The organism is Prauserella cavernicola (assembly GCF_016595675.1).
In the GTDB taxonomy this organism is placed as follows: domain Bacteria; phylum Actinomycetota; class Actinomycetes; order Mycobacteriales; family Pseudonocardiaceae; genus Prauserella_A; species Prauserella_A cavernicola.
In genome coordinates this window covers 1-21,976 of record NZ_JAENJH010000020.1, presented here as the reverse complement: position 1 = coordinate 21,976, position 21,976 = coordinate 1, and the positions used below count along the sequence as shown (strand labels likewise).

General features: G+C 71.1%; 22 protein-coding genes. 7 read left to right on the top strand and 15 right to left on the bottom strand.

Annotated elements, in window-relative coordinates; all coding sequences use genetic code 11:
• Positions 1-196: 196 nt before the first annotated feature.
• Positions 197-412 carry a hypothetical protein gene (locus tag JHE00_RS34350; RefSeq protein WP_200326352.1) on the bottom strand — a complete coding sequence of 72 codons (216 nt, stop codon included), beginning with the start codon at positions 410-412 and terminating at the stop codon, positions 197-199.
• Positions 413-1,052: 640 nt separating this feature from the next.
• On the opposite strand from JHE00_RS34350, the gene JHE00_RS34345 reads away from it, so the two are divergent.
• Positions 1,053-2,171 carry a serine hydrolase domain-containing protein gene (locus JHE00_RS34345; RefSeq protein ID WP_200326350.1) on the top strand — a complete coding sequence of 373 codons (1,119 nt, stop codon included), beginning with the start codon at positions 1,053-1,055 and terminating at the stop codon, positions 2,169-2,171.
• Positions 2,172-2,231: 60 nt separating this feature from the next.
• On the opposite strand, the gene JHE00_RS34340 is transcribed toward JHE00_RS34345, so the two are convergent.
• The 7 genes from JHE00_RS34340 to JHE00_RS34310 all read right to left on the bottom strand — a co-directional run bounded on the left by JHE00_RS34340 (position 2,232) and on the right by JHE00_RS34310 (position 7,900).
• Positions 2,232-3,446 (bottom strand): dipeptidase, encoded by a 1,215-nt coding sequence (locus JHE00_RS34340; protein ID WP_200326348.1) that lies wholly within the window; start codon positions 3,444-3,446, stop codon positions 2,232-2,234.
• Between the two features lie 27 nt (positions 3,447-3,473).
• A complete protein-coding gene (locus tag JHE00_RS34335) occupies positions 3,474-4,943 on the bottom strand; it encodes a sodium:solute symporter family protein (protein WP_200326346.1) in 1,470 nt (489 codons plus the stop codon).
• Positions 4,943-5,098, bottom strand: coding sequence for a hypothetical protein (locus JHE00_RS34330; protein ID WP_200326344.1), 156 nt, complete (start codon positions 5,096-5,098; stop codon positions 4,943-4,945). The genes JHE00_RS34335 and JHE00_RS34330 overlap by 1 nt, the downstream gene beginning before the upstream one ends.
• Positions 5,095-5,775, bottom strand: coding sequence for a hypothetical protein (locus JHE00_RS34325; protein WP_200326342.1), 681 nt, complete (start codon positions 5,773-5,775; stop codon positions 5,095-5,097). The genes JHE00_RS34330 and JHE00_RS34325 overlap by 4 nt, the downstream gene beginning before the upstream one ends.
• Positions 5,772-6,551 carry an aspartate/glutamate racemase family protein gene (locus JHE00_RS34320; RefSeq protein ID WP_200326340.1) on the bottom strand — a complete coding sequence of 260 codons (780 nt, stop codon included), beginning with the start codon at positions 6,549-6,551 and terminating at the stop codon, positions 5,772-5,774. Before JHE00_RS34320 ends, JHE00_RS34325 begins: the two co-directional genes overlap by 4 nt.
• A gap of 43 nt (positions 6,552-6,594) precedes the next feature.
• A complete protein-coding gene (locus tag JHE00_RS36020) occupies positions 6,595-7,557 on the bottom strand; it encodes an Lrp/AsnC family transcriptional regulator (protein ID WP_200326338.1) in 963 nt (320 codons plus the stop codon).
• A 145-nt stretch (positions 7,558-7,702) separates the two neighbouring features.
• Positions 7,703-7,900, bottom strand: coding sequence for a hypothetical protein (locus JHE00_RS34310; protein WP_200326336.1), 198 nt, complete (start codon positions 7,898-7,900; stop codon positions 7,703-7,705).
• A gap of 302 nt (positions 7,901-8,202) precedes the next feature.
• On the opposite strand from JHE00_RS34310, the gene JHE00_RS34305 reads away from it, so the two are divergent.
• The 4 genes from JHE00_RS34305 to JHE00_RS34290 are packed head-to-tail and all read left to right on the top strand — an operon-like array spanning position 8,203 to position 12,106.
• Positions 8,203-8,991, top strand: coding sequence for an RraA family protein (locus tag JHE00_RS34305; protein ID WP_200326334.1), 789 nt, complete (start codon positions 8,203-8,205; stop codon positions 8,989-8,991).
• Positions 8,992-9,020: 29 nt separating this feature from the next.
• Positions 9,021-10,046 (top strand): tripartite tricarboxylate transporter substrate binding protein, encoded by a 1,026-nt coding sequence (locus JHE00_RS34300; RefSeq protein ID WP_200326333.1) that lies wholly within the window; start codon positions 9,021-9,023, stop codon positions 10,044-10,046.
• The gene (locus JHE00_RS34295) at positions 10,027-10,554 is read left to right on the top strand and encodes a tripartite tricarboxylate transporter TctB family protein (RefSeq protein ID WP_200326332.1); all 528 of its coding nucleotides are present in this window, start codon (positions 10,027-10,029) and stop codon (positions 10,552-10,554) included. The genes JHE00_RS34300 and JHE00_RS34295 overlap by 20 nt, the downstream gene beginning before the upstream one ends.
• A gap of 13 nt (positions 10,555-10,567) precedes the next feature.
• Positions 10,568-12,106, top strand: coding sequence for a tripartite tricarboxylate transporter permease (locus JHE00_RS34290; protein WP_200326331.1), 1,539 nt, complete (start codon positions 10,568-10,570; stop codon positions 12,104-12,106).
• Between the two features lie 7 nt (positions 12,107-12,113).
• Here the strand turns inward: JHE00_RS34290 and JHE00_RS34285 are convergent, their stop codons facing one another.
• Entirely contained in the window at positions 12,114-13,022 is a 909-nt protein-coding gene (locus tag JHE00_RS34285) for a LysR family transcriptional regulator (protein ID WP_200326330.1), read from the bottom strand.
• A 239-nt stretch (positions 13,023-13,261) separates the two neighbouring features.
• Here JHE00_RS34285 and JHE00_RS35740 point away from each other — a divergent pair, with 239 nt between their 5' ends.
• The gene (locus tag JHE00_RS35740) at positions 13,262-13,645 is read left to right on the top strand and encodes a hypothetical protein (RefSeq protein WP_200326329.1); all 384 of its coding nucleotides are present in this window, start codon (positions 13,262-13,264) and stop codon (positions 13,643-13,645) included.
• Positions 13,646-13,864: 219 nt separating this feature from the next.
• Here the strand turns inward: JHE00_RS35740 and JHE00_RS34275 are convergent, their stop codons facing one another.
• The 3 genes from JHE00_RS34275 to JHE00_RS34265 form a co-directional block, all read right to left on the bottom strand.
• Entirely contained in the window at positions 13,865-14,248 is a 384-nt protein-coding gene (locus JHE00_RS34275) for an STAS domain-containing protein (RefSeq protein ID WP_200326327.1), read from the bottom strand.
• A 216-nt stretch (positions 14,249-14,464) separates the two neighbouring features.
• Complete coding sequence (locus JHE00_RS34270; protein ID WP_200326325.1) at positions 14,465-14,848, bottom strand: hypothetical protein; 384 nt, start codon at positions 14,846-14,848, stop codon at positions 14,465-14,467.
• A complete protein-coding gene (locus tag JHE00_RS34265; RefSeq protein WP_200326323.1) occupies positions 14,845-15,426 on the bottom strand; it encodes a TIGR03086 family metal-binding protein in 582 nt (193 codons plus the stop codon). The genes JHE00_RS34270 and JHE00_RS34265 overlap by 4 nt, the downstream gene beginning before the upstream one ends.
• A gap of 68 nt (positions 15,427-15,494) precedes the next feature.
• Between JHE00_RS34265 and pdxR the strand changes: the two genes are divergently transcribed.
• Positions 15,495-16,910, top strand: coding sequence for a MocR-like pyridoxine biosynthesis transcription factor PdxR (gene pdxR / locus JHE00_RS34260; protein WP_200326321.1), 1,416 nt, complete (start codon positions 15,495-15,497; stop codon positions 16,908-16,910).
• Positions 16,911-16,976: 66 nt separating this feature from the next.
• Here the strand turns inward: pdxR and JHE00_RS34255 are convergent, their stop codons facing one another.
• The 3 genes from JHE00_RS34255 to JHE00_RS34245 all read right to left on the bottom strand — a co-directional run.
• The gene (locus JHE00_RS34255) at positions 16,977-17,576 is read right to left on the bottom strand and encodes a YbaB/EbfC family nucleoid-associated protein (protein WP_200326319.1); all 600 of its coding nucleotides are present in this window, start codon (positions 17,574-17,576) and stop codon (positions 16,977-16,979) included.
• Positions 17,577-17,622: 46 nt separating this feature from the next.
• Positions 17,623-18,066 (bottom strand): hypothetical protein, encoded by a 444-nt coding sequence (locus tag JHE00_RS34250; protein ID WP_200326317.1) that lies wholly within the window; start codon positions 18,064-18,066, stop codon positions 17,623-17,625.
• Between the two features lie 34 nt (positions 18,067-18,100).
• A partial coding sequence (locus JHE00_RS34245) for an RHS repeat-associated core domain-containing protein (RefSeq protein ID WP_200326315.1) occupies positions 18,101-21,976 on the bottom strand: 3,876 nt, incomplete at its 5' end.

Below are 21,976 nucleotides of genomic sequence, written 5' to 3'. Positions count from 1 at the left end.
TCGCAACACGAATGCGCTCCTCCACCTGCTCCCGAGGCCGAAGCACCTTCTGCCCGATCACCCGGGCCTGCTGGTCCCCGCGGGGCTCCACCACAACGTCACCTACCAACCGAACCGAACCGAACCCGGGCAGTATAGCGGTCATTGTCCGACATTACAGGGCCGCCTCAGAGCCGGGTCGCGGATGAACCGCTCGCTAGTCCGTCCGGGCGTCGGTGATGCGGGCGGGCGCCGGGGTGTGCTCCGTCGCCACCCGGCAGGCCAGCAGCCGCAGCGCCTCCTCCGCCGGAGAGCCGGGTTCCGCGGTGTAGCCGATCAGGGGCATCCCCGCCGCGCTGGAGATCTCCAGCGCCTCGAAGCGGTCAAGGCGGTCGGCACGGTCAGCGCGCTCAACATCGGCAGCGGCTACCACAAGGGCTGGTAGGGCACCGGCCAGGACTCGGACGCGGTGTCCACATCGACGCCGCCGCACAGCAGCGCACAGCCGAGGCCCAGGGGCCGACGCGGCCCACATCCCCGACGTCCCGGGCTCGAGGGGCACGACCATTACCTGACCCCGCGTGCCCAGCACCCGAACGCGCAGGAGCTCTTCACCCGCAGCGTCTCGAAGATCCCCGCTTTCGACGCCTTCCACCTCGTGGAGGATCTGTTCACCCAGCCGCTGCTCATGGTGGCGGGCAGCGAAGCGGGTTCGTTGTGGCACACCACGGAACTGCACGCCAGGGTCCACCCCCCAGCGGCTCGTGGTCGTCGACGGCGGCGCCCACATGGACCACGACGTGCCCGAGTTCGTCGACCGCGCCGTCACCGAGGCCGCGCCGTTCTTCACCGAGCACCTCGCGTGATGCTGAACGGCCCCCCGTGGACGTGTCCCGTCGGGTTCATGCCGAACACCCTGGAGTGGGTCGCGGAGAACCTCCAGGCATCCGGCGGGCGCTGACAACCGTTTCCGCAGATCAACACCACCGGCCAGCGATGGCCGCCGTGCGACCTTCCTCCGGCGGAGCGGGGCCGGAGACCGTGTGAGCACACGGGAACCTGACCAAGGAGGTATGGGCGTGACTACGGCACACAGCAGGCGGTGGCTGGCCGGGATCGTGGGTGGCCTCGCGGTGATCGTCACCGCGGGCGTCACACCCGCGGCGGCGCAGGACGACCACGCGGGCACCCAGCGGTTGCTCGAGCAGTACCAGTCGATGGCCGGGCCGGGCGCGGCCGTCCACGCCGGTGACCGCGACGGGGCCTGGACGTTGAGCGCCGGGACCGCGGACACCCGCGTGAACCGGCCGATCGGGGCGGGTGACCACTTCCGCAACGGCAGCCAGACCAAGACGTTCACGGCGGCGGTGGTGCTGCAACTCGTGGACGAGGGCCTGGTGGACCTCGACGCACCGATCGAGACGTACCTGCCGGGTGTGGTCACCGGCAGGTACGACGGCACCGCGATCAGCGTGCGCCAGCTGCTGCAGCACACCAGCGGCATGGTGCGCGACGTCCGCGACGCACGGCCCGCCGCGGACGGCACCTACCCGCTGGCGGAGCTGGTCCGGTCGGCGATGGACGAGCCACCGCAGGCCGCGCCCGGTGCCGAGGTCCGGTACTCCAACGTCGCCTACCTGGTGCTCGGCCTGCTCATCGAAGAGCGGACCGGCACCGACGCCGGCAGCGCCATCACCGAGCGGATCATCGAGCCGTTCGGGCTGGCGGGCACGTCGTTCCCCGAGCCGGGCGAGCGGGCACTCGCGGAGCCGGTCGTGCGGGGCTACACCGGAGGCCGGATCCCACCGTTCTTCCTCTGGCGCGACACCACCACCGCTGTCGAGATGTCGTTCTGGTCGACAGCGGGGGCGATGCAGTCCACGATGGAGGATTCGGCGACCTTCTTCCGCGCGCTGCTCGACGGCGAGGTCATCTCCGAGGCCGCGCTGGCCGAGATGCGCGACACGCTCCCCGCCGGCAGCGGCGGCGCGGGGCTCGGGATCGACGAGATCCCGCTGTCGTGCGGCGGATCGGCGTGGGCGAAGAACGGCGGCATGAACACCGGGCACACGTCGACGACCGCGGTCACCGACGACGGCCGGTTCGCCTCGATCGTCACCAACACCGTGGCGAGCAGCACCGCCCAGGGAACCGCGGCGCTCGGGGTACTGGACTCCGCTCTCTGCGAGTGACCGGCGGAGGGCCCGCGTTCGCGACCTCATCGGAGACGAACGCGGGCCCGGCCGCGCGGGTCACCAGACCTGGTCGAGCACCCGCAGGATGTTGCCGCCGAGCACCTTGGCGATGTCGTCGTCGGAGTACTCGTGGGCCACGAGCCAGCCCACGATGTGGTGGAACTCCTCCGCGGGGTTCTCGATGCCGTCGACGTAGTCCACCTTCTCGAACTCGGGGCCGTCGTGGGCCGCGGAGATCGACAGGTGCCTGGCGAACGTGTCGTGCAGGCCCACGTGGTCGCCGAACAGCGTGTCCGGGCCGAATGCGACGTGGTCGATGCCGACGAGGTCCACGCAGTAGGTGAAGTGCTCCATGAACGCGTCGAGGTTGTGCGCCGGGTGCTTGTGGCTCATCGTCGTGTGCGGCGCGGCCTCGATGCCGATCACGCCACCCCGCTCGGCGCACGCGATGATCACGTCGTCGGGCTTCATCCGCCGCGTCGGCCACACCGAGCGCGCACCCGCGTGCGTGATGAAGATCGGCTTCTCCGAGAACTTGATGGTGTCCATGCTCGTCCGGTCCCCGGAGTGGGAGACGTCGATGGCGATGCCGAGCCGGTTCATCCGGCGCACCGCCTTCTCGCCGAAGTAGGTGAGCCCGCCGTCGTGGCGTTCCCGCAGCCCCGAACCGAGCGTGTTCGACTCGCTGTAGGCGATACCGAGCTGCCGCACGCCGAAGCCGTACAGCACGTCGATCCGGTCCACTTCGTTCTGGATCGGCGTGGACGCCTCCAGCGCGGGCACGAGCGCGATCTGCCCGTTCGCCCTCGCGGCGGCGATGTCGCGCACCGACTCCGCGCGGGTCAGGAAGTCCTGCTTGGCGATGTCGGAGAAGCGCATGCCGAGGTCGTAGAGGACGTCCTCCCACTTCCAGCCCATCGGCGAGGTGATGCAGCAGGTGCCGTCCATGAAGTTCTCGAACACCGCGTCGATCCCGGACAGCGACAGGCCCTCGTAGCCGGTGTGGTGCCTGCCGGTGCGGTTGTAGTCGAAGGTCTCGGTGATGTCGTCGGGGAAGATGCTGGTGTGGTCGTGCAGCGAGATCACGGTGTTGTCGCCGAGCAGGCGCGCCACGCGGCTGCGCTGCGCGTCGGTCAGCTCGGGGCCTCGCGAGGGCACCCTGCCGACTTCCTTGGCGAGGGCGAACTCACGGTAGTCGTCACCGGGAACGAGCGCGTCGAACGAGTGATATCCGTTGTAGCGCAACGGCTCCGCGCCGGACTTCTGGGTCATGGTGGCCTGGTGTCCTTTCTCTCGGGCTCAGCCTGTCGGGACGGTGGTCTTGGACGTGGGGGTCGGTGCGGGCGGGTCGAAGAAGACGGTGAGCTCCTCCGGCGGCATGGGCTTGGTGAGCAGCGAGCCGATGATCATGCCCCCGAACCCGGCCAGCACACCGGGCACGACGGGTTCGAACAGCGGGCCGTCGATCGCGTACCAGAGCAGGCACACTCCGAAGCCGGACACCATCGAGCACACCGCACCCACGCGGGTGGCCCTGCGCCAGTACAGGCCCAGCAGCACCGGTGCGGTGACGGTGCTGCCCAGCAGCGCCGCGTAGCTGAGCACCACGAACTGCACGATGTCGAGTTCCTGCAACGTGAGCAGCACCGGGACCATGCCGATCACGAGCGTCACCCAGCGGTTGAGCCTGAGCCGGGCGCGCTGCGTGATGCCGGGCCGGATCAGCCTCGCGTAAATGTCGTAGGAGATCGCCGGTCCGGCGACGAGCAACACCGAGTCCACTGTGCTCAGTACAGCCATGATCACGGCCGTCAGCAGCAGCGCTCCCACGAACGGTGGCAGCACCTCGGAGGCGAGGATCGTCGACGCCGCGTCGGGGATCGAGAGGTTTGGGTAGAGCACCCGCATCACCATCCCCGAGATGCCGACGCAGATCCCGGTCAGCAGCACGAAGAACAGCGCCACCCCCGAGGCCCGCCTGCACGTCTGGTCGTCGGGCATCGAGTAGAAGCGCACCAGCAGATACGGCGCGCACAGTGCCGCGAAACCGAAGCCGAGCCAGAAGGCGCTGATCTCGGACCAGCCGAAGCCCCAGCCGATGAACTCGGGGGCGATCGCGGGCAGCGACTCCGCCAGCGACGACATCCCGCCCGCGTGGCTCACCAGCAGCGGCAGGCCGATCACCACGCCCAGCGCCATCGCGATCTGCTGGAGGAAGTCGGTGCGCACCACCGCGGTCATGCCGCCGATCACGGTGTAGGCCACCACGAGGACCATGAGAATCACCGCGCCCCAGAAGAACGGGATGCCGAACGCGGCCTCGAGGATCACGCCGCCCGCCTGGTACTGCGCGGACATGAACACCAGGTAGGACAGCACGAGCAGCACGGCGATCACGCTGCGCGGCACCTTGCCGCCGAACCGGTCGGCGATGAAGTCGGGGAAGGTCAGCGCGTTGCGTTCCCGCGAGTAGCGGCGCAGCCGCGGCGCGATGACGAACGCCGCCACCAGGAACGCGACCCAGATCCCGGCCCAGCCCCACATGAACGACGCGCCGGTGAGGTAGTGGATGCCCACCGTGCCCACGAAGGTACCCGCGCTCATCTGGGTGGCCGCGATGCTCGCGCCACCGGCCCACGCGCCGACGCGCCTGCCCGCGACGAAGTAGTCCTCCTCGCCGCTGGTGGTGCGGTAGGTGCGCAGGGCCTCGAACACCAGGACGGCGAGGAAGACCGCCAGCAGGATGAGGAATGCGGTGCGGAAGTCCATCAGCGCTCACCGCCTTCGTTCTCGGAGTGCTTGCGTGGACGCCGCCCGGCGAGCGCCACGCTGAGCACGGTCAGCAGCAGGCCCGCGAGCACAGCGGTGTCGAACGGGATGCCGAACGGCGTGAGCCAGGTGGCCGAGGCGAGTGTGGTGGTCACGGGCGGACACGCTCCTTCCGGATGCTGTGGAACAGCCAGCCGGCGATCACCAGGGTGATCAGCACCAGACCGGTGTAGGAGGACACGGTGCCGAGCGAGGCGCGGGAGGTGGTGCCGTACTCGGCGACGATCACGGACGGCAGTGAGCGGCCGGTGTGGCTCAGTTCGACGCGGTCGCCGTCACCGGCCCGCACGTCGAACGCGGGCATGGCGTCACCGACGAGGCGCTGGCCCTCGGGCAGGGCCACGGTGATGCGGACGTCGGCGCCGCGACCGGTGGCGACGTCGGGGATCGCCAGCGGAATCCCGTACTCGTCGGCGGAGCGCTGGACCCGTTGCTCCACTGTGTACTCCGTGGTGCCGCTGGGCAGCGTGGCACCGGCCCGGATCCCCTCGACGGGACCGAGATCGGTCAGGCCGTCCCCCGCGGTCAGCTCGGTCACCTCGGCGCCGGTCCTGGGGACGACGAGCAGCTCCAGCGGCGTCGGCGCGTCGGCGGGTTCGGCGAGGCGGTAGGTGCCGCGCACGACGTCGTCACCGTCGGCGCTCAGGGTGATGGTGATGTCGGCCGAGACCAGCTGCGGCGGCGCCGGTTCGGTCTGCGCGGCAGCGGGTGTCGCGAGTCCCAGCAGTGCGACACCGGCCAGCAGGCCCGGCGCGAGGATCCTCGTTCTCATCCGGTGACCTCCAAACGGTTCTGCGCGTGATGCATGAGCTCGGCGTCGGCGTCGGCGACGAGTGCCGGTGGTGCGGGGAAGGCGCGGCGGCTGGGCGTGAGGCCCATCCGGTGCAGCGTCTGGGCGTGGTGCACGGCGGCCCGGATCGGGTTGAGAACGGGTACGCCGAGTTCGGCGGTGAGTTGTTCGGCGGCGCCGAGGAAACCCATGCTCATGCAGCCGAGGACCAGGGTGTCGGCATCCGTTGTGGACAGTGCCTGCTCGCACTCCGCGCGCAGTGCGGCGTAGGCGGCGTCGTGGTCCTGGTTGATCGCCAGGACCGAGAGCTCCACGGAACGGACCTCGCACAGCGCGGGCAGCACGCCCGTCTCCCACGCGAGTCTGCGCAGCAGCGGCCGCACGCCGCTGGAGACGGTGACGACGGAGAAGCTGTGGCCCAGCGTGCACGCCAGCGCCATCGCCGCGCCCGCGGGACCGACCACCGGTCTGCCCGCGAGCTCGCGCAGCCCGTCGAGGCCGGGATCGCCGAAGCAGCCCAGCACGGTGGCGTCGGTGCCCGCGCGTTCGGCGTCGCGCAGCGCCTCCCCCATCGCCGGGATCGCCAGGTACTCCTCGTAGGCGGACTCCACCGAGGCGGGGCCGCGGTCCACGGCGGTGACGGTGATCCGGGTGTCGGAGCCCGCCCAGTCGCTCAGCAGCGCGGCGCGGCGGCGCATCTCGGTCTCGCCGAGCGCCGTGGCGTGCATGGGCGCGGGCAGGAGGTAGGTCAGGTGCATGGGTCCTCCAGGGCGGGCGGGTTCGGGAAGCGGGGGCGGGTCGTCAGGCCGGGTCGTCGAGGGCGAAGGGCCGGTAGGCGCGCTTGTGGTTCTCGAGCTCGAGACCCACGTCGACGGAGCGGACCCCGGGCAGCGCGCCCAGCACCCGCGTGGTGAAGGTGTAGATCTCGGAGGCCTGCGGCAGGATCACCTCGCACACGAGGTCGGCCGATCCCGCGGTCGCGGAGACGTAGCGGACCTCGGGCCTGCTGGCGAGCAGCTGGGCGACCTCGTCGAGACGGGCGAGGTCCACCTTGAGCCAGGCGAGCAGCTCGACGTGGAAGCCGAGCACGGCGGGGGTCACCAGCGTGCTGATCACGAGCGCGCGGGTGGCGACCAGCCGCTCGACGCGCCTGCGCACGCCGGTCTCGCCCAGCGGCAGGCTCTTGGCGATGTCGCGGTAGGGGCGGCGGCCGTCGTCGGCCAGTGCCGCGAGCAGCTGGCGGTCGAGGTCGTCGAGCTCGACGCGCGCCGGGGCCGCGGTGCCGCGTGGCGTCGGTTTGGTGTCGCCGAGCAGGCGTCTGCTCCAGTCGTGGCGCATGGTGAACGTCTTGGTGATCAGCGCCGACGACGAGCGGTGCACGCCGGGCAGCGCGCCGAGCTCGTCCACGAGCGCGCTGACCAGCATCAGCTGCGAGGGCACGATGAGCTCGGTGACGACGTCCCACGTGCCGGTGGTCAGTGTCAGGAACCGGGTGTCGGAGCGGTCGGCGAGCACGTCGATGACCTGGCGGACCGACCCGGGCGCGCAGTCGAGCTGGACCAGCACCGGCTGGCCGAGACCGCAGGCGAGCGGGTCGGCGACGCCGACGACCCGCACGATGCCCTCGTCGAGCAGGCGGCCTCCCCTGCGGGAGGCCGTGCTCTCCGTGGTTCCGGCCAGCCGGGCCACCTCGGCCCACGAGCTCCGGCCGTCGAGCTGCAGCGCCGCCACGATCCGGCGGTCGAGCTCACCGAGTTCTGCCACGCCGTCCCCTCGTCACACTCCGCTCGGTTGAGCGGATCAGGCTTCGATTTCGGGGAACGTACGTGATCAAGGCGCACATGTATAGATACATGCATGAAATCGGCCTGGAGCCGGTTACGACGCGGTTTCCTCTGTGTCGATTCCGTCAACCGCCGGTGTGCGACCGGTCGCGGGTGGTGAGCTCCGGAGCCCGCGGCGCGCGGGTTTCCGGCATCGTCCAGACGCCGACGAGCCCCAGCAGCGCGACGGCGGCGAGGGGCAGAAGAGGCAGAAAGCCGAGCGCCGCGACACCGAGTACGGCCAGCCGGGCACGGACAGCGGCGCTGACCGGCCGGCCCGGCAAGCCACGCGAACAGCACACCGAACCGGCCGGGTCCCTCCCCGGGGAAAGGACCCGAGGAGTTTCTCACGCGCACGCTCCGCCGCGCCACGCTCGCCGCTTCGCCCGCACACCACCACCCAGGTCTGTCCACACTGGACCCACCAACCAACCGGCCGACCCGAACACATATAGAATCAAACAATAGATCTATATGAATTTTGTCCGTTGTTTTATGAATAGTGCCCACTTACGCTGCGATCACCTGTTCTTCGCTCCGGCGCGGCGAGCGCACCGGAGCCATCGACGTAAAGGGTGAACACTGGATGGCCGACACGCTGGCCGCTGAGTACGACGAGTACCTCGCCGAGGGACGCATCTGGGGTCTCGTCGACCGCGAGCGCATCAAGAAGATCAAGTTCCCGAGGGTGTCCCAGAACATCGTCCAGCGCTATCTCGCGGTCTCCGACCTCACCACGTCGGTCTCGGACGTGCTCGACTCGCTCGGGATCGTGGGCGCCGTGCCCGCCTCGTACCTGCGCCCGCTCGCGCACGGACAGAAGGTCGTCGGCCCCGCGGTGACGATCCGGAACCTCGTGGAGCGCAAGACGCCCACTCAGGGCTACCACGACAAGGACTTCATCCGGATGTCCACACGTGACATCTACTACCTCGCCGAACCGGGCGACGTGCTGGTGACCGACACCGGCGGCGATCTGTCCATTTCGAACATGGGCGCCCAGTCCTGCACTGTGGCGCAGTCCAGGGGCCTCGCGGGCAGCATCGTCTACGGCGCGGTCCGCGACGCGGGCTCCATCCGGGAGCTGGGCTACCCGGTGTGGAGCTGCGGTGTGACCCCGCTGACCGGCAAGTTCCGCATCGAGGCCATCGAGATGAACGGCCCCGTCACGCTGCACGACGTGCGCGTGGAGCCCGGCGACCTGATGATCGCCGACGACTCCGGGGTGTGCGTCGTGCCGTTCGAGCACGTGGAGCACGTGATCGACGAGATCGAGTCGATCGCGGCCGCCGAGGAGCGGATGACGAACCTGATCGTCGAGGGCGCACCGATCTCCGAGCTGAAGCCGTTGTTCCGCAAGCGCTACAGCAGCTGAGCCCGCCACTGACGGACAACGGAGTTCGAATGCCCCACACATCCCGCAGACGGCGGCCGTTCCGGGCCGGAACCCGGATCGCCGCCGCCCTGCTCGCCGTCCCGGCCGTCGCCTCGTGCGCGGTCGGGCCGGGCGGGATCTCCGGTGACGCACCGGTGGATCCCGCCTCGTACCCGGCGGGCTCGATCGAGGTCGTGGTCCCGTACGAGGCGGGCGGCGCGACCGACCAGATGGTCCGCCTCATCACCGATCCGGTCGCCGAGAACATGGGCGCCGAGGCGCTGGTGGTGCTGAACCAGCCCGGCGGAGCCGGGACCATCGGCACCACCCGCGTGGTCGCGGCGAGCCCCGACGGCTACACCCTCGGGTTCGTCGCGGGCGGGCCGCTCACCGTGCAACCCCACTACGGCAGGACGATCTACTCCCCCGACGACCTGACCCCGGTCGCGCGGGTGGGCGTCTCGCCGATCGTGCTGGCCGTGCGCGCGGACGCGCCGTGGCGCACCGTCGAGGACCTGATCACGTCCGTGCGCGCCGAGCCGGGTTCCGTGCGCTACGCCTCGACCGGCGCGGGCAACCCGGCGAACCTCGCCATGGAACGGCTCGACAACGCGGCCGGCGTCGACACCACCCAGGTGCCGTTCGAGAGCAGCGCCGAGGCCGTCACCGCGCTGCTGGGCGGCAACGTGGAGGCCGCGGCGGGCTCGCCGTCGGGGTTCGCGGCGTCGGTGCGCTCCGGCGACCTGCGCATCCTCGCCAACCTGGGCAGCGTCAAGGGCGAGGGCTACGAGAACGTGCCCACCCTGCGCGAGTCCGGCTACGACGTCGCCACCGACATCACGTCGGGCTTCATCGCCCCCGGCGACCTGCCGGACACCTACCGCGACAAGCTCGCCGAGGCCGTGCGCACGGCGCTGGAGAACCCGGAGCTGCGCGACAAGTTCGCCACGACCGGAGCGGTGCCCCGCTTCGGCGGGCCCGGCGAGTACGCCGCCGACATCGCCCGCGAGTACGAACAGACGGGAGAGGCACTCCATGCCGCTGGACTCCTATGACCGCACCGAACCGGCCGAGCACTCCACGCCGGACACCGAGCCCGAGACCGAGCCGCGGGCCCGGCTGGGACTCGCGGCCTCGCTGGCGGTCCACATCGGCGTGACGCTGCTCGGCGTGGCCGGTCTCGTGCTGGCGTTCGGCGTCGGCGTCGGCTCCCCGACCGACCCGGGGCCGGGACTGTGGCCGCTGGTCGCCGCGTCGCTCATGACGGCGGCCGGGATGGCGACGATCGTGCGGGCCGCGCTCGGCGAACGGGTCGAGTCGCTGCGCGGCTCCGCCAGGCCCGCGCTCGGAGTCGCCCTCGCCGTGCTGTTCGTGTTGCTGTTCAGCTTCGTCAGTGTGCTCGTGGCGCTGCTCGTGGTGTACGTGCTGTGGACGCGGCTGCTCGGCGGTATGGCGTGGATTCCGGTGCTGTGCTGGTCGCTGGGCGGCACCGCGGTGATGTACGTGCTCTTCGGCGTCGTGCTCGGCACGCCGTTTCCCGCTCCCCTGACCGCGATCCCGTGAAGGAGGCGATCCGATGACCGACGCGATCCTGCACGGTTTCGCCGTCGCGGTCGAACCCGCCAACCTCGTCGCCGTGCTCGCCGGCTGCCTGCTGGGCATCGTCGTGGGCGTGCTGCCGGGGCTGGGCCCGATCACGACGATCTCGATCCTGATCCCGTTCACCTACGCCATGTCGCCGGCCACGGCCATCATCCTGCTGGCCGGGGTCTACGCGGGCGTGATGTACGGCGGCACGGTGACGTCGGTCCTCCTGCGACTGCCCGGCGAGGCGGCATCGGTCGTCACGGCGATCGACGGCTACGAGATGGCCCGGCGCGGCAGGGCCGGGCCCGCGCTGGGGATCTCCGCGATCGGCTCGTTCGTCGGCGCCACGGTGGCGCTGGTAGGACTCACGTTCTTCGCCCCGAGCCTCGCGGACCTTGCCCTGCACCTCGGTCCGCCCGAGTACGCGGCGCTGGCCGTGCTGGGCCTGCTGCTGATCGCCTACCTCGGCAGCGGTTCGTTCGCCAAGGCGATGGTCGCCGCGGGCGCCGGGTTGTTCCTCTCCACCGTCGGCCTCGACCCGGTCTCGGGCGCGGTCCGGTTCGCGGGCGACTCGCTGCAGCTCGTCGAGGGCTTCGACGTGGTGGCGATCGTGCTCGGGCTCTTCGGCATCGGCGAGGTGCTCTACAACCTCAGGCCGAGCCAGGGCGACGCCACGCTGACGACCAGGAAGATCGGCCGAGTCTTTCCGTCCACACAGGACCTGAAGGCGAGCCGGGGTGCGATCGGCAGGGGTTCGGTGCTCGGCACGCTCGTCGGGCTCATCCCCGGTGGCGGCGGGCTCGTGTCCTCGCTCGTGAGCTACGGCGTGGAGCGCCGGGTCACCAAGAACCCCGGCGAGTTCGGCAAGGGCGCGATCCAGGGCGTCGCGGGCCCCGAGACGGCCAACAACGCGTCGTCGACCTCGGCGTTCGTTCCGTTGCTGAGCTTGGGGATCCCGTTCAACGTGACGGTGTCGCTGCTGTTCAGCGTGCTGCTGGTGCACGGCATCACGCCGGGGCCGCAGCTGGTGGACGAGCACCCGGACGTGTTCTGGGGCGTCATCGCGTCGATGTACATCGGCAACGTGGTGCTGCTGGTGCTCAGCCTGCCGCTGGTGGGCGTGTTCGTGCAGATCCTGCGACTGAAGTTCAGCGTGCTCGCCCCGCTGATCGTCACCGTCAGCCTGTTCGGGCTCTACACGATCGACAACAACACGTGGAACGTGTGGGTCGCGATCACGTTCGGCGTGGTGGGCTATCTGATGCGGCTGTGGGGCTTCCCGCTCGGGCCGCTGGTGCTCGCGTTCATCCTCGGCGAGATCCTGGAGACGTCGCTGCGCCAGTCGCTGATCCTGTCCGGCGGTGGGTTCGACATCTTCGTCAGCAGGCCGTTCTCGCTGGCGATCCTGCTGATCGCGGTCGCGGTGCTCGCGCACTCGGTGATCGCGAGACTGCGCACGCGAGGCACGCGCACGACCACCGACCGCGAGCCGGTGGCACACCGCTCCGGCGGGTCCGACGAGTCCTGAGCACGGTTCAGCGGCCCGGTTCCTCGCTGAGGAGCCGGGCCGCTTCCGCGCGCGCGGCGTCGAGCAGTGCGGACACGGCCGCCGACGGCGAGTCGTGCGCGTAGACCAGCACCAGCGGCAACGTGAGCTCCTGGGCGAGCGGCAGGAACACCACGTCGTCGCGGTCCCTGTCCACGAACAGCAGTGGCAGCACGGCGACTCCGGTGCCCGCCGCGACGAGGGCCAGCTGCGCCCACATGTCGGCGGCCTCGATGATCCGCCTCGGCGAGCACCGCGCCTCCGACACCAGCCGGATCAGCTCGTCGTAGAACGCCGGGTTGCGCTCCCTCGGCGCCATGATGAAGTCCTGGCCGTCGAGGTCGGCGATCGCCGACGCCCCGGCGCCCGCCAGCGGATGTCCCCGGGGGACGGCGGCGTACAACGGCTCGTGCATCAACGGCTCCACGGCAAGCCCGGCCGGGGCGTCGTGGCTGCGGAGGATGCCCGCGTCGAGCTGGCCATCGATGAGGTGCCGCAGCTGCGTGTGGCTGCTCGACGGATGCAGCGTCACGCGCACGTCGGGCGCCTGCTCGCGCATCGCGCGCAGCACGCGCGGCACCAGCAGCCGCATCGCCGGGTTCACCGACCCCACGCGGATGGCCGCGGTGCGGCCCGCGGCGGCGTCCCTGGTGGCCGCCTCCAGCCGCTCCAGGTCGGCGAGCACCTGCCGCGCTCCCTCGACCAGCGTCTCCCCCGCCCTGGTCAGCTGGCTGCGCCGCGTGGTGCGTTCGATGAGCCTGCCGCCGAGCAGCTGCTCCAGCCGTTTGACCGTGAGACTGAGCGTCGGCTGCGAGATGTTGAGCCGGTCCGCGGCCCGGCTGAAGCTGAGTTCGTCGGCGAAGACGACGAGGTACTGCAGGTCGCGGATGTTCATCATGCCCCGAGTCTGGCGCATGGGCTCCCGCGTTCGGAGCAGTGCGGTGGGTGGATTGGCGCAGGCCCGGGTGTGGTTACCCACACAGCGAGTCGGTGTAGCGGCCGATCACGACGGGAAGGCCCCCAGTGTCCGGGTCCACCGGACTCCAACCGACACCACCGGCCGGTCCGGCAAGCCACGCGAACAGCACACCGGATCGCCGGGTCCCTCCCCGAGGGAACGGACAGGAGGAGCATTCCATGCGAACCACCATTCGTCGCACCATGATCGCCAGCGCACTCGCCCTGCCGCTGGCACTGGGCACGGCGGGCTTCGCCTCCGCCGACACCGGCTACGACGAGCAGAGCTCGATGGTCGGCCCCGACGGCGCCAGCACATCCAGCGTGAGCGCGCAGACGGGCGAGAACGGCTCGTCCTTCGAGCACTCCAGCACCGGCGCCACGAGTGACGGCGCCTGGAGCGAGTCCACCGAGGCCAACGCCGACGCCAACGGCGGCACCAGCTTCGAGCACAACAGCAACAGTGCCTCCGGCGACGGTGCCAGCTCGCACAGCGTCACCAGCAACACCGACGGCGGACCCGGCGGGCCGCTGAGCGGCGTGCTCGGCGGCCTCGGCCTCTGAGACCTCCGGGAGCGCTGAGGCTTCCCAGGTCAGGCGTCCACGGCTCCTCTCGGCCCGGCCGGGAGGAGCCGTGGGCCATCCGCCATGCGAGTCCCCCGGCGCGAGGTCGCCACCGGACTCACCCCAGTGGAGGCGACCCCGCCGACCCCGATGCCGTACCGTCCGGACAACCTCGCCCCCGGTATGTGCCCTGCTCCGGCTGCCCCAAACGCCTGCGCGTCAGGAGGTCACCGCGGCGAGCGCCTCGGCCCGCGTGTCGTGCACGGAGAACACATCGAGCAGTGCGAGCACGTCGAGGGGCCGGGACACGGCGTGCGACAGGCTCAGCGCCAGCGGCACACCCGCGTCGTCCAGCCGGATCCGCAGGTCGTCCAGTGCCGAGATCCCCGCCACGGCGCAGAACTCGACGCGGGTGGCGTCGACGACCACCGATCGGGTCGACGGCACAGGAATGCCGGCGAACTCCGTCGCCAGCGACCCGGCCGTGGCCAGGTCGAGCTCCCCCACGACGGTCAGGACATCGCACCCCTCGGCCGGTCGCGCCCTGGTCACGGAGAACGCCTGGGGCTGCGACGATGGGGTGAGCTTCGTCGTGGGCACCATGAATCGGGTCCCGTTCCGGCCGCACGCGGTCGACTGCACGAGAATCCGTGCGACCTAGGTTGGTGGTTCCGACCGGCACAGCGCCGAGGGCGCCAAGACACCAGCCCTGCCAACCCTCGACCGTACGCGTCCACCCCCGGGCACCGTCAACCCGTGCCCGATCGGGCCCCGGATCCACGACCCAGTGTCTTATGTGGACAGAGTGCCGGATTTTCTTCAGCGCAGCCAACGAACCGCGGCGCGCCAGATCTCCGGCTGGTCGAGCTCGCCCGACCACCAGGTCGAGGCACTGACCTCGCCGCGGTCGCGGTATCGCCGCATGATCCCGACGTGCAGCGGCACGCCGACGAACCCGCGCAGCGCGGTCTCGCCGGTCCACACCGAGACGGACCCGACGCGCCGCGACGACGGCTCCGCCCACAGCCACAGGCCCACCGCGCCGTCGAGCTCGGGCCACTCGCGCCGGAGCCGGATCGCGGCCAGCGTGATACCCGGCAGGTCGCGCAGGTGCCGGTAGGTGAACGCCGTGACGCTGACCAGCACTGGACCGTCCACTCCGGACACCGGACCTGCCCGCCAGCCGGAGCGCAGCGGGCTCATCGCGGCCACGACGGCGAGCGGCCGAGCAGGGCGAGCAGCCGGGCTCCGAGCGGCAGACCGTCCGCCGGGACCCCGGTGTCGAAGGCGGCGCCGGGACCGCGCCCCTCGCCGGGCACCCGCTCGGCGACTCGCAGCGCCGCGGCCAGCAGCTCGTCGTCGGGCTCCCACGCTGCGCCGACGGTCACCGCGACGTCCCACGCGTGCACCACGGCGTCGAGGCAGTGGAAGGCGATCGCCTGGCGACCGGGAAACGGTCGCCGCTCGTCGATCTCGGGCAGGGCGAACGGCGCGTCCAGGACATCGGGCACCGCGAACGCGTCGGTGACCAGCGCCGCGGACGCCGCGAAGGCGGTCCGCGGGTCGTCGCTCAGCCTGCCGTCGCGCCACACCCGCAGCGACCGGCCCTCGCCGCGAGCCGCCGCCGCGAAGCCCTCGTTCTGGCTCACCAGGTGCCGCAGCAGACCACGCAGGGTCCAGTCCGCGCACGGCGTCGGCAGGCTCAGCTGATCGGGCGTGACCGCCGCGACCGCGGCGCCCGCGAGCGCCAGCGCCCTGCGGTCGAGTTCTCGGACGTTCATGTCACCGAACTTACGAAGCACAATGGCTCATCACGAGATCCAAAAATCGCGAATATGATTGAGCCAATATGGACGTGCACGTGACCCTCGACGGGCACCGCGACCTGTCCGGGCAGATCTACCGGCAGCTGCGGGCCGCGATCCTGGACGGCAGGCTGCGCGAGGGCGACCGGGTGCCGCCGAGCCGCGAGCTGGCCCGGCGCCTCGCCGTCGCACGCAACACCGTCGGCGTCGCCTACGAACGCCTCACCGCGGAGGGCTACCTGCGCAGTCGCGTCGGGGCGGGCACGTTCGTCGAGGCGGGCGACGCGCTCGCCGACCGTGCGACGGGCTCCGCACACTCCGCTCTGCGCGCCCGGCCCGGCTGGCCGGCCCACCGCCGCTGGCCGCCACCCGCTCCGCCGGCGACGGAGTTCGACTTCCGCGTCGGGCTGCCCGACACCCGGCTCTTCCCGTTCGAACAGTGGCGCCCGCTGGTGGCCCGCGAGCTGCGGCCCTCGGCCAACCCCACCGGCTACGGCGATCCGGCCGGGCACGCCGGACTGCGCCACGCGCTCGCCCGCCACATCGGACTCTCCCGCGCGGTACGGGCCGACGCGGACGACATCGTGATCACCAACGGGGTCCAGCAGGCACTCGACCTCGTCGCGCGCGTGGTACTGGAGCCCGGTGACCGCGTGGCGGTGGAACAGCCCGGGTATCCGCCCGCACGCCTGCTGTTCACCTCACTCGGGCTCGACGTCGCCGGGGTGCCCGTGGACAGCGAGGGGCTGCGCGTCGACGCCATCCCCGAGGGCACCCGGCTCGTGCTCGTCACGCCCTCGCACCAGTTCCCGCTCGGCATGCCGATGTCGCTGCACCGCAGGCTCACCCTGCTCGACTGGGCCCGGCGGCACCGGGCCGTGGTCGTCGAGGACGACTACGACAGCGAGTTCCGCTTCGGCGGGCGGCCCATCGACTCGTTGCGGAGCCTCGACGAGAGCGGGCACGTCGTCTACGTCAACTCGTTCTCGAAGGTCATGCTGCCGTCGCTGCGCACGGGGTTCCTGGTCGCGCCCGCGCCGCTGCGCGAGGCACTGCGCACGGCCAAGTACGTCACCGACTGGAGCACCACGGAGATCACACAGGCCGCGCTCGCCCGGTTCGTCGACGACGGCCGCTTCGCCCGCCACGTCCGGCGGATGCGCGCCGAGTACGAGGCCCGGCACACATTGATCACCACGACGTTGCGCCGCGATTTCGCCGACCGGCTGGAGGTGGTGCCCTCGTCGGCGGGCCTGCACATCACCGCCCACGTCACCGCCCACGCCACCGGCGACGTGGGCGCGACGGTGACACGCGCCCGCGCGGCCGGAGTCGCGGTCCAGTCCCTCGCCGAGGTCGCGGACGACCCGGCCGCCCGGCCCGGTCTGGTCCTCGGCTACGGCGCCATCGAGACGTCGCGGATCGCCGAGGGCCTGAGGCGGCTCGCCGCCTGCGCCTGAGTCAGGTCCCGGATTCCGGCCGCCGGGACCGCCCGAGAGCGGACCGGCGTCCGGCACATCACCCGGTCACCAGGGGGTGTTGTCGTCTTCCACGGGATCGGCCCGGCCCGGACGCCGCGGCGGCGTGGCACCACCGGTCGGCGGCTGCCCCGGCGGCGGACCACCGGCGGGAGGCGTGGCGGCGCGACCGGCAGACGGCGCGGGCGGCGTCGACGGTGCCGGGGGCGGCGGCGGAGTCGGGTCCGCGGGCTCGGGCGGGCCGTCGTCCGGGTCGTCCTCGTCGGGGAACCGGCTGCGCAACGAGTTCAGCAACAGCGAGCGCGTCTCCTGGTCCTCTTCGCCCAGCTGTTCCTGCATCACCTCGGCGACCTGCCCGGTGATCCTCGACTGCGCCTGCCGCATGGTGGTGAGCACCATGCGGGCCAGCTCCTCGGGCGGGATCGACCGTGTCTTGGCACCGAAGGCGAGGTCCGAGACCACCCCGTCGGCGCCGACGGTCACGCGCACGGTGCCGTCGGAGCTCGACGCGGTGAGCCGCAGCTCCTCCGTGCGCTCCTGCGCCGCCTTGTACCGCTCGGCCTTCTGCGCGAATCCGGCGGCCCAGTCGTCCACGCGCCGCTTGGCGTCCTCCGGGTCGCGCATCGCCTCGCCGAACGCACCGGTCATCGTTTCCTGCCTCCTCGGCATCGTGTGGTCGGTTGGTCGGTCCGGTCTAGGTGTACACGGTCACCAGGTCGGTGCCGCAGTCGAGCACGGTGCGGATCGCGGCGAGGATCGTCTCCACGATCTCGGCGTCCTCCTCGTCGAGCTCGTCCGTCGGGTCGCTCAGCCCGTCCAGGGCTGCGCGGAGCTCCTCGTTGGTCGCCCAGCCGATGCTCGGGTACTCGTCCCACACGATGCCCGCGAGGTCGCGGTCGACGAGATGGTCCGCCAGGTCCTCACCGAAGGCATCGGTCAGCAGCTCGTTGCGGAACCAGCTGCCCCCCGACGAACCGTGCTGGACCGAGTCGAGGAACGTCGCCTCCTCCTCGACGGCGGCGACCACGGCGCGCGCCGCATCGTCGTCCGGTCGCCCGATGTCGCCCAGTCCGTCGGCGCGCAGCCGGTCGGTCAGCTGCTGGACCGGGACCGACCAGAACTGCATCACGTAGCTCATGTCTGATGACTCGCTTCCTGTCCTGCGCCGGAACTCAGTACGGGTGCAGCACGCTCACGACGGCCTTCCCGCTGTCGTCGATCTTGGTACCGACCGGAACGTAGTCGACGATTCCCTTGTCCATTCCGTCGTTGATGAGCTTCCCGATATCGTTTCGGCCATCGACCTTGGGTGAATTCTCCATGGCATGAGCGATGTCCTTGAGGTAGGTGTCGCTGCCCTGATCCATCCTGTTCGGGTTGTTCATGCGATCGGCATGCGGACGCATCACGCCAGTGTCCGGATCGAACTTCTGGACCCGGCCGTGCATGGGTCCGCCCGTGAGTTCCGACCCGCCGCCCTTGGCCTCGATCACGTGGAGTTTCTTGCCGTCGAAGTACGCCACATCGGCGACATTGGAACCACCGAACGCGACGGAGTTGGGCCAGGGCTTGCCGTCTTCCAGCTTGTACTTGGACGTGTCGAGCACCTGGGTATTGTGCTTGTCCACCTTGACGAGCTCGAGATCGTCCTTGCCCGTTACCTTCTTGAGGTAATCGTTCGCCCCGGCCTCACCGAGATCCTCGGAACGGTCCTTGTAGCTCTTGCCGTCGGAGTCCTTTTTCTGGTTTCGGTCGTAGTTCTTGTACTCGTCGACCTCGGGGCCCTTGAAGTCGTTGTTCACCGAGTCGCCCGGCTTGTACGTCTTCGGCTTCTTGTTCGAGCCGGTCGACCCGGCGTTGTCAGAGTCGTCGTGCTTGCGCTTGTTCGGGTTGCCCCCGCCGCCACTGCACTTTCCGGGCGGGGCCAGGCCGAGCGGGTCGCACGAGGTGAGCGGGTTCGGGACGTAGGCGACCGGGTTGGGCGCCGGGTCGAGGCCCAGCGGGTCGGAGCTGACATAGCGGCCGGTCGCCGGGTCGTAGTAGCGGTAGACGTTGTAGTGCAGTCCCGACTCCGCGTCGTGGTACTGGCCGGGGAACCGCAGCGGCGTGGCCGCGGGGTCGGCCGTGGCGCCCCACAGCGTGCTCCTCGCCTTCCACAGCCGCCTGCCCTCACCGTCGCGGAGCTCGGCGACCCCGCCGATCTGGTCGGTGACGACGGAGGCGAACCGGGCCTCGGCCCCGGGCGCGCGGTCGAGCTGCACCACCGGCCGGTCGTCGAGGGGATGGTGCTCCCACGTCGTGACGTGCCCGCCCGCGTGCCGCTCCACCAGAGCGGTGCCGTCCCAGACGTAGCTCTCCTGGTAGCCGGTGGCCTCGTGCCGTTTGCCGATGCGCCGCCCGAGCGGGTCGTAGGTGTAGACCCACCGGCCGCCATCCGGGGTGGTGACGGACGTGAGCCGGTCCAGTGCGTTCCACGTGAACAGCCACACCTGGTCGCCGGAGCGCCTGCCGACGAGCCTGCCCGCCTCGTCGTAGGTGTAGGTGGCGGCGGTGGTGCCGGTCAGCAGGTTGCCGCGGTACGAACGCGGGCCCGCGTTGTCGGCCACGACGTTGCCCGCACCGTCGTACTGGTAGCGCTCCGCGTGGCCGGGCGCGCTCACGCCGGTGACCCTGCTCTCGGCGTCGAGCTGGTAGCGGACCTCGCCGTCAGCGTCCCGCACGGCGGCGAGCCCGCCATCCGCCCGGTAGTCGTAGCGCCGGTCGTCCACGGCTCCGGCGGGCGAGGTGACGCGCTGCCCGGTGAGCCTGCCCTCGGCGTCGCGCTCCTGGCGCAGTAGCGCCCCGCCGTCCAGGCTCCGCCCGGTCTCGGCGCCCCACTCGTCGTGGTCGAAGCCGATCGTCCTGCCCTCGGCGTCGAGGCGCACGGGAACGCCGCCCGCGTACTGCCACACACTGTCCACTCCGGACGGTGTGCGACGGCGAAGGGTGCCGTCCTCGTAGCCGAAGCTCAGGGTGTGCTCGTTGACGGTGTGCTCCACGACGCGCCCCTGCTGGTCGCGGCTGACCGCGACGGTGGCCTCCGGGCTCGCCGCGGTGACGAGCCTGCCCTGCTCGTCGTAGCCGAACGTCGCCGTCTCGGTGTCGGCGCGCCGCCAGGAGAGCCGCCCCGCCGCGTCGTAGCCGTACTCCACCGCCTGCCCGGCCGCGTTCACCGACCACACGAGCTGGCCCGCCGCGTCGTAGGCGTAGCGGGTGCGGTGGCCGTCGAAGTCGGTCTCCTCGACGAGCCTGCCCGCGGGGTCGTAGGTGTAGTGCCAGGTGGCGCCGAGCGGGTTGGTGACCGTGGTCAGCCGCAGCTCGGTGTCGTAGCCGTAGGTGGTGCGCGCGCCCGTCGCGTCGACGGAGGCCGTGAGCAGGTCGAACGGCCCGTACTCGCGGCTGCGCACCTGACCGAGCTCGCCGGTGTGGCCCGTCTCGTTGCCCTCACCGTCGTAGCGCCACAGCTCCCGCGCCCCGGAGGTCCTGGTCCTGGCCAGCAGCTTGCCCTCGACGCTCCACGCGAGCTGGGTGTGCCCGCCCGCGCGGTCGGGAACACTGCGGACCCGGCCGAAGAGGTCGCGGCCCGTGCGGGTCTCGCTCGTTCCGGTCCGCGCCGTGTCCGAGGACGCGGTGGTGTCGTCAGGCAGGACCGTGCCGGTGCGCTCGCCGTGCTCGTCGTAGGTGTGCCGGGTGGTGCGCCCGAGCGGGTCGGTGGTGCTCAGCAGGTTGTCGTAGCGGTCCCACGTGAAGGTGGTGGCGTTGCCGAGCGCGTCGACCTCGCGGACGGTCTGCCCGGCCTCGTTGAGGTGGAACTCCGTGGCGTGGCCGAGCGAGTTCGTGAACGTGGTGATCCGGCGCTCGCGGTCGTAGGCGAAGGTCGAGTCGAAGTACCCGCGGTCGCCGACGTTGCGCACGCAACGACCGTTGCCGTCGTAGATGTAGCGGAACCAGAAGCCGCTGCGGTCGGTCCAGCCGGTGATCCGGCCGTGGTCGTCGTAGCCGAACAGCTGCGGACGGCCCGACGAGTCGGTGACCGCCGTCAGCCGGCCGCGCTCGTCGTAGCCGTAGTGCAGCACCCGCACGTACTGGCCGGTGTCGCGGTCGCGCACACCCAGCTCGGTGATGCGGCCCGAGTCGGTCGCGAACTCCGCGAGGTAGCCGTCGGAGTGGCTGGCGCTGCGCGGGGCGCCGAACTCGTCGTAGTCGAACTCGACGTGCTTGCCCTGCGCGTCCTCGATCCGCGCCAGCGGCAGCAGCGTCGCTCCCCGGCCCGGCAGCGGCGCGAACCACAGCCGCCTGCCGGTGAGCGGATCGGCGAGGACCCAGCCGCCGTCGGCGGTGCGCGACAACGGCGAACGCGGGCCCTCCAGCGGCAGCACCTGCTCGCCCGCCGCGGGCTTCGGGTAGACCAGGATGACGCCGTCGGGCCCGACGTAGCAGACCTCCGTGGCATCGACCTCGAGCCGCTGGTCCACTGTGGACGCCCAGGAAGGACCGAACCAGCGGCCCGCGCGGTAGGACGAGAGGTGCACGCGCTCCAGCAGGAGCTCGGGCAGCTCGAGGTCGGTCTGCTCCAGGATCATCTCGCCGGTCGCGACGTCGACCGGGTCGCCCTGGGTGTTGCGCTTGGGCGGCGGCACCGCTCCGTCTCGCGGCGGGTTGGGCCTGTTGTTGTTCCCGGACGACGAGTTGCCGCTGGGTTTGGTGTTGTCCCCCTTCGGCGGAGGGGGAGGGTTGCCGCCCGGCGGCGGGTTGCCCGTCGTGTCGCTCTTCGGCGGGTCGCTGCGCGGCGGCGGAGTCGGGTCCGGCTTGCCACCTCCACCCCGGTCGCCACTGGGGCTGGTGTTCTCGCCTCCGCCCCGGTCGCTGCTGGGTCCGGTGTTGCCGCCGTTGTTGCCGGGGCCGTCGTACTTGTCGCCCTTGATGTCGGTGTTGCCGGGCTTGGGGTCCGGTCCGCTGCGCACCCCGTCCGGGGTGTCGATCTTGCCGCCCTTGATGTTCTTCAACGC

Coding starts and splice junctions, on each gene's coding strand:
- JHE00_RS34275 (WP_200326327.1), bottom strand. CDS start 14,248: ATGGTGCCCACGACGAAGCTCACCCCATCGTCGCAGCCCCAGGCGTTC.
- JHE00_RS34340 (WP_200326348.1), bottom strand. CDS start 3,446: ATGACCCAGAAGTCCGGCGCGGAGCCGTTGCGCTACAACGGATATCAC.
- JHE00_RS34285 (WP_200326330.1), bottom strand. CDS start 13,022: ATGATGAACATCCGCGACCTGCAGTACCTCGTCGTCTTCGCCGACGAA.
- JHE00_RS34250 (WP_200326317.1), bottom strand. CDS start 18,066: ATGAGCTACGTGATGCAGTTCTGGTCGGTCCCGGTCCAGCAGCTGACC.
- JHE00_RS34335 (WP_200326346.1), bottom strand. CDS start 4,943: ATGGACTTCCGCACCGCATTCCTCATCCTGCTGGCGGTCTTCCTCGCC.
- JHE00_RS34345 (WP_200326350.1), top strand. CDS start 1,053: ATGGGCGTGACTACGGCACACAGCAGGCGGTGGCTGGCCGGGATCGTG.
- JHE00_RS34295 (WP_200326332.1), top strand. CDS start 10,027: ATGCCGCTGGACTCCTATGACCGCACCGAACCGGCCGAGCACTCCACG.
- JHE00_RS34325 (WP_200326342.1), bottom strand. CDS start 5,775: ATGAGAACGAGGATCCTCGCGCCGGGCCTGCTGGCCGGTGTCGCACTG.
- JHE00_RS34290 (WP_200326331.1), top strand. CDS start 10,568: ATGACCGACGCGATCCTGCACGGTTTCGCCGTCGCGGTCGAACCCGCC.
- JHE00_RS34255 (WP_200326319.1), bottom strand. CDS start 17,576: ATGACCGGTGCGTTCGGCGAGGCGATGCGCGACCCGGAGGACGCCAAG.
- pdxR (WP_200326321.1), top strand. CDS start 15,495: ATGGACGTGCACGTGACCCTCGACGGGCACCGCGACCTGTCCGGGCAG.
- JHE00_RS35740 (WP_200326329.1), top strand. CDS start 13,262: ATGCGAACCACCATTCGTCGCACCATGATCGCCAGCGCACTCGCCCTG.
- JHE00_RS34270 (WP_200326325.1), bottom strand. CDS start 14,848: ATGAGCCCGCTGCGCTCCGGCTGGCGGGCAGGTCCGGTGTCCGGAGTG.
- JHE00_RS34265 (WP_200326323.1), bottom strand. CDS start 15,426: ATGAACGTCCGAGAACTCGACCGCAGGGCGCTGGCGCTCGCGGGCGCC.
- JHE00_RS34305 (WP_200326334.1), top strand. CDS start 8,203: ATGGCCGACACGCTGGCCGCTGAGTACGACGAGTACCTCGCCGAGGGA.
- JHE00_RS34320 (WP_200326340.1), bottom strand. CDS start 6,551: ATGCACCTGACCTACCTCCTGCCCGCGCCCATGCACGCCACGGCGCTC.
- JHE00_RS34300 (WP_200326333.1), top strand. CDS start 9,021: ATGCCCCACACATCCCGCAGACGGCGGCCGTTCCGGGCCGGAACCCGG.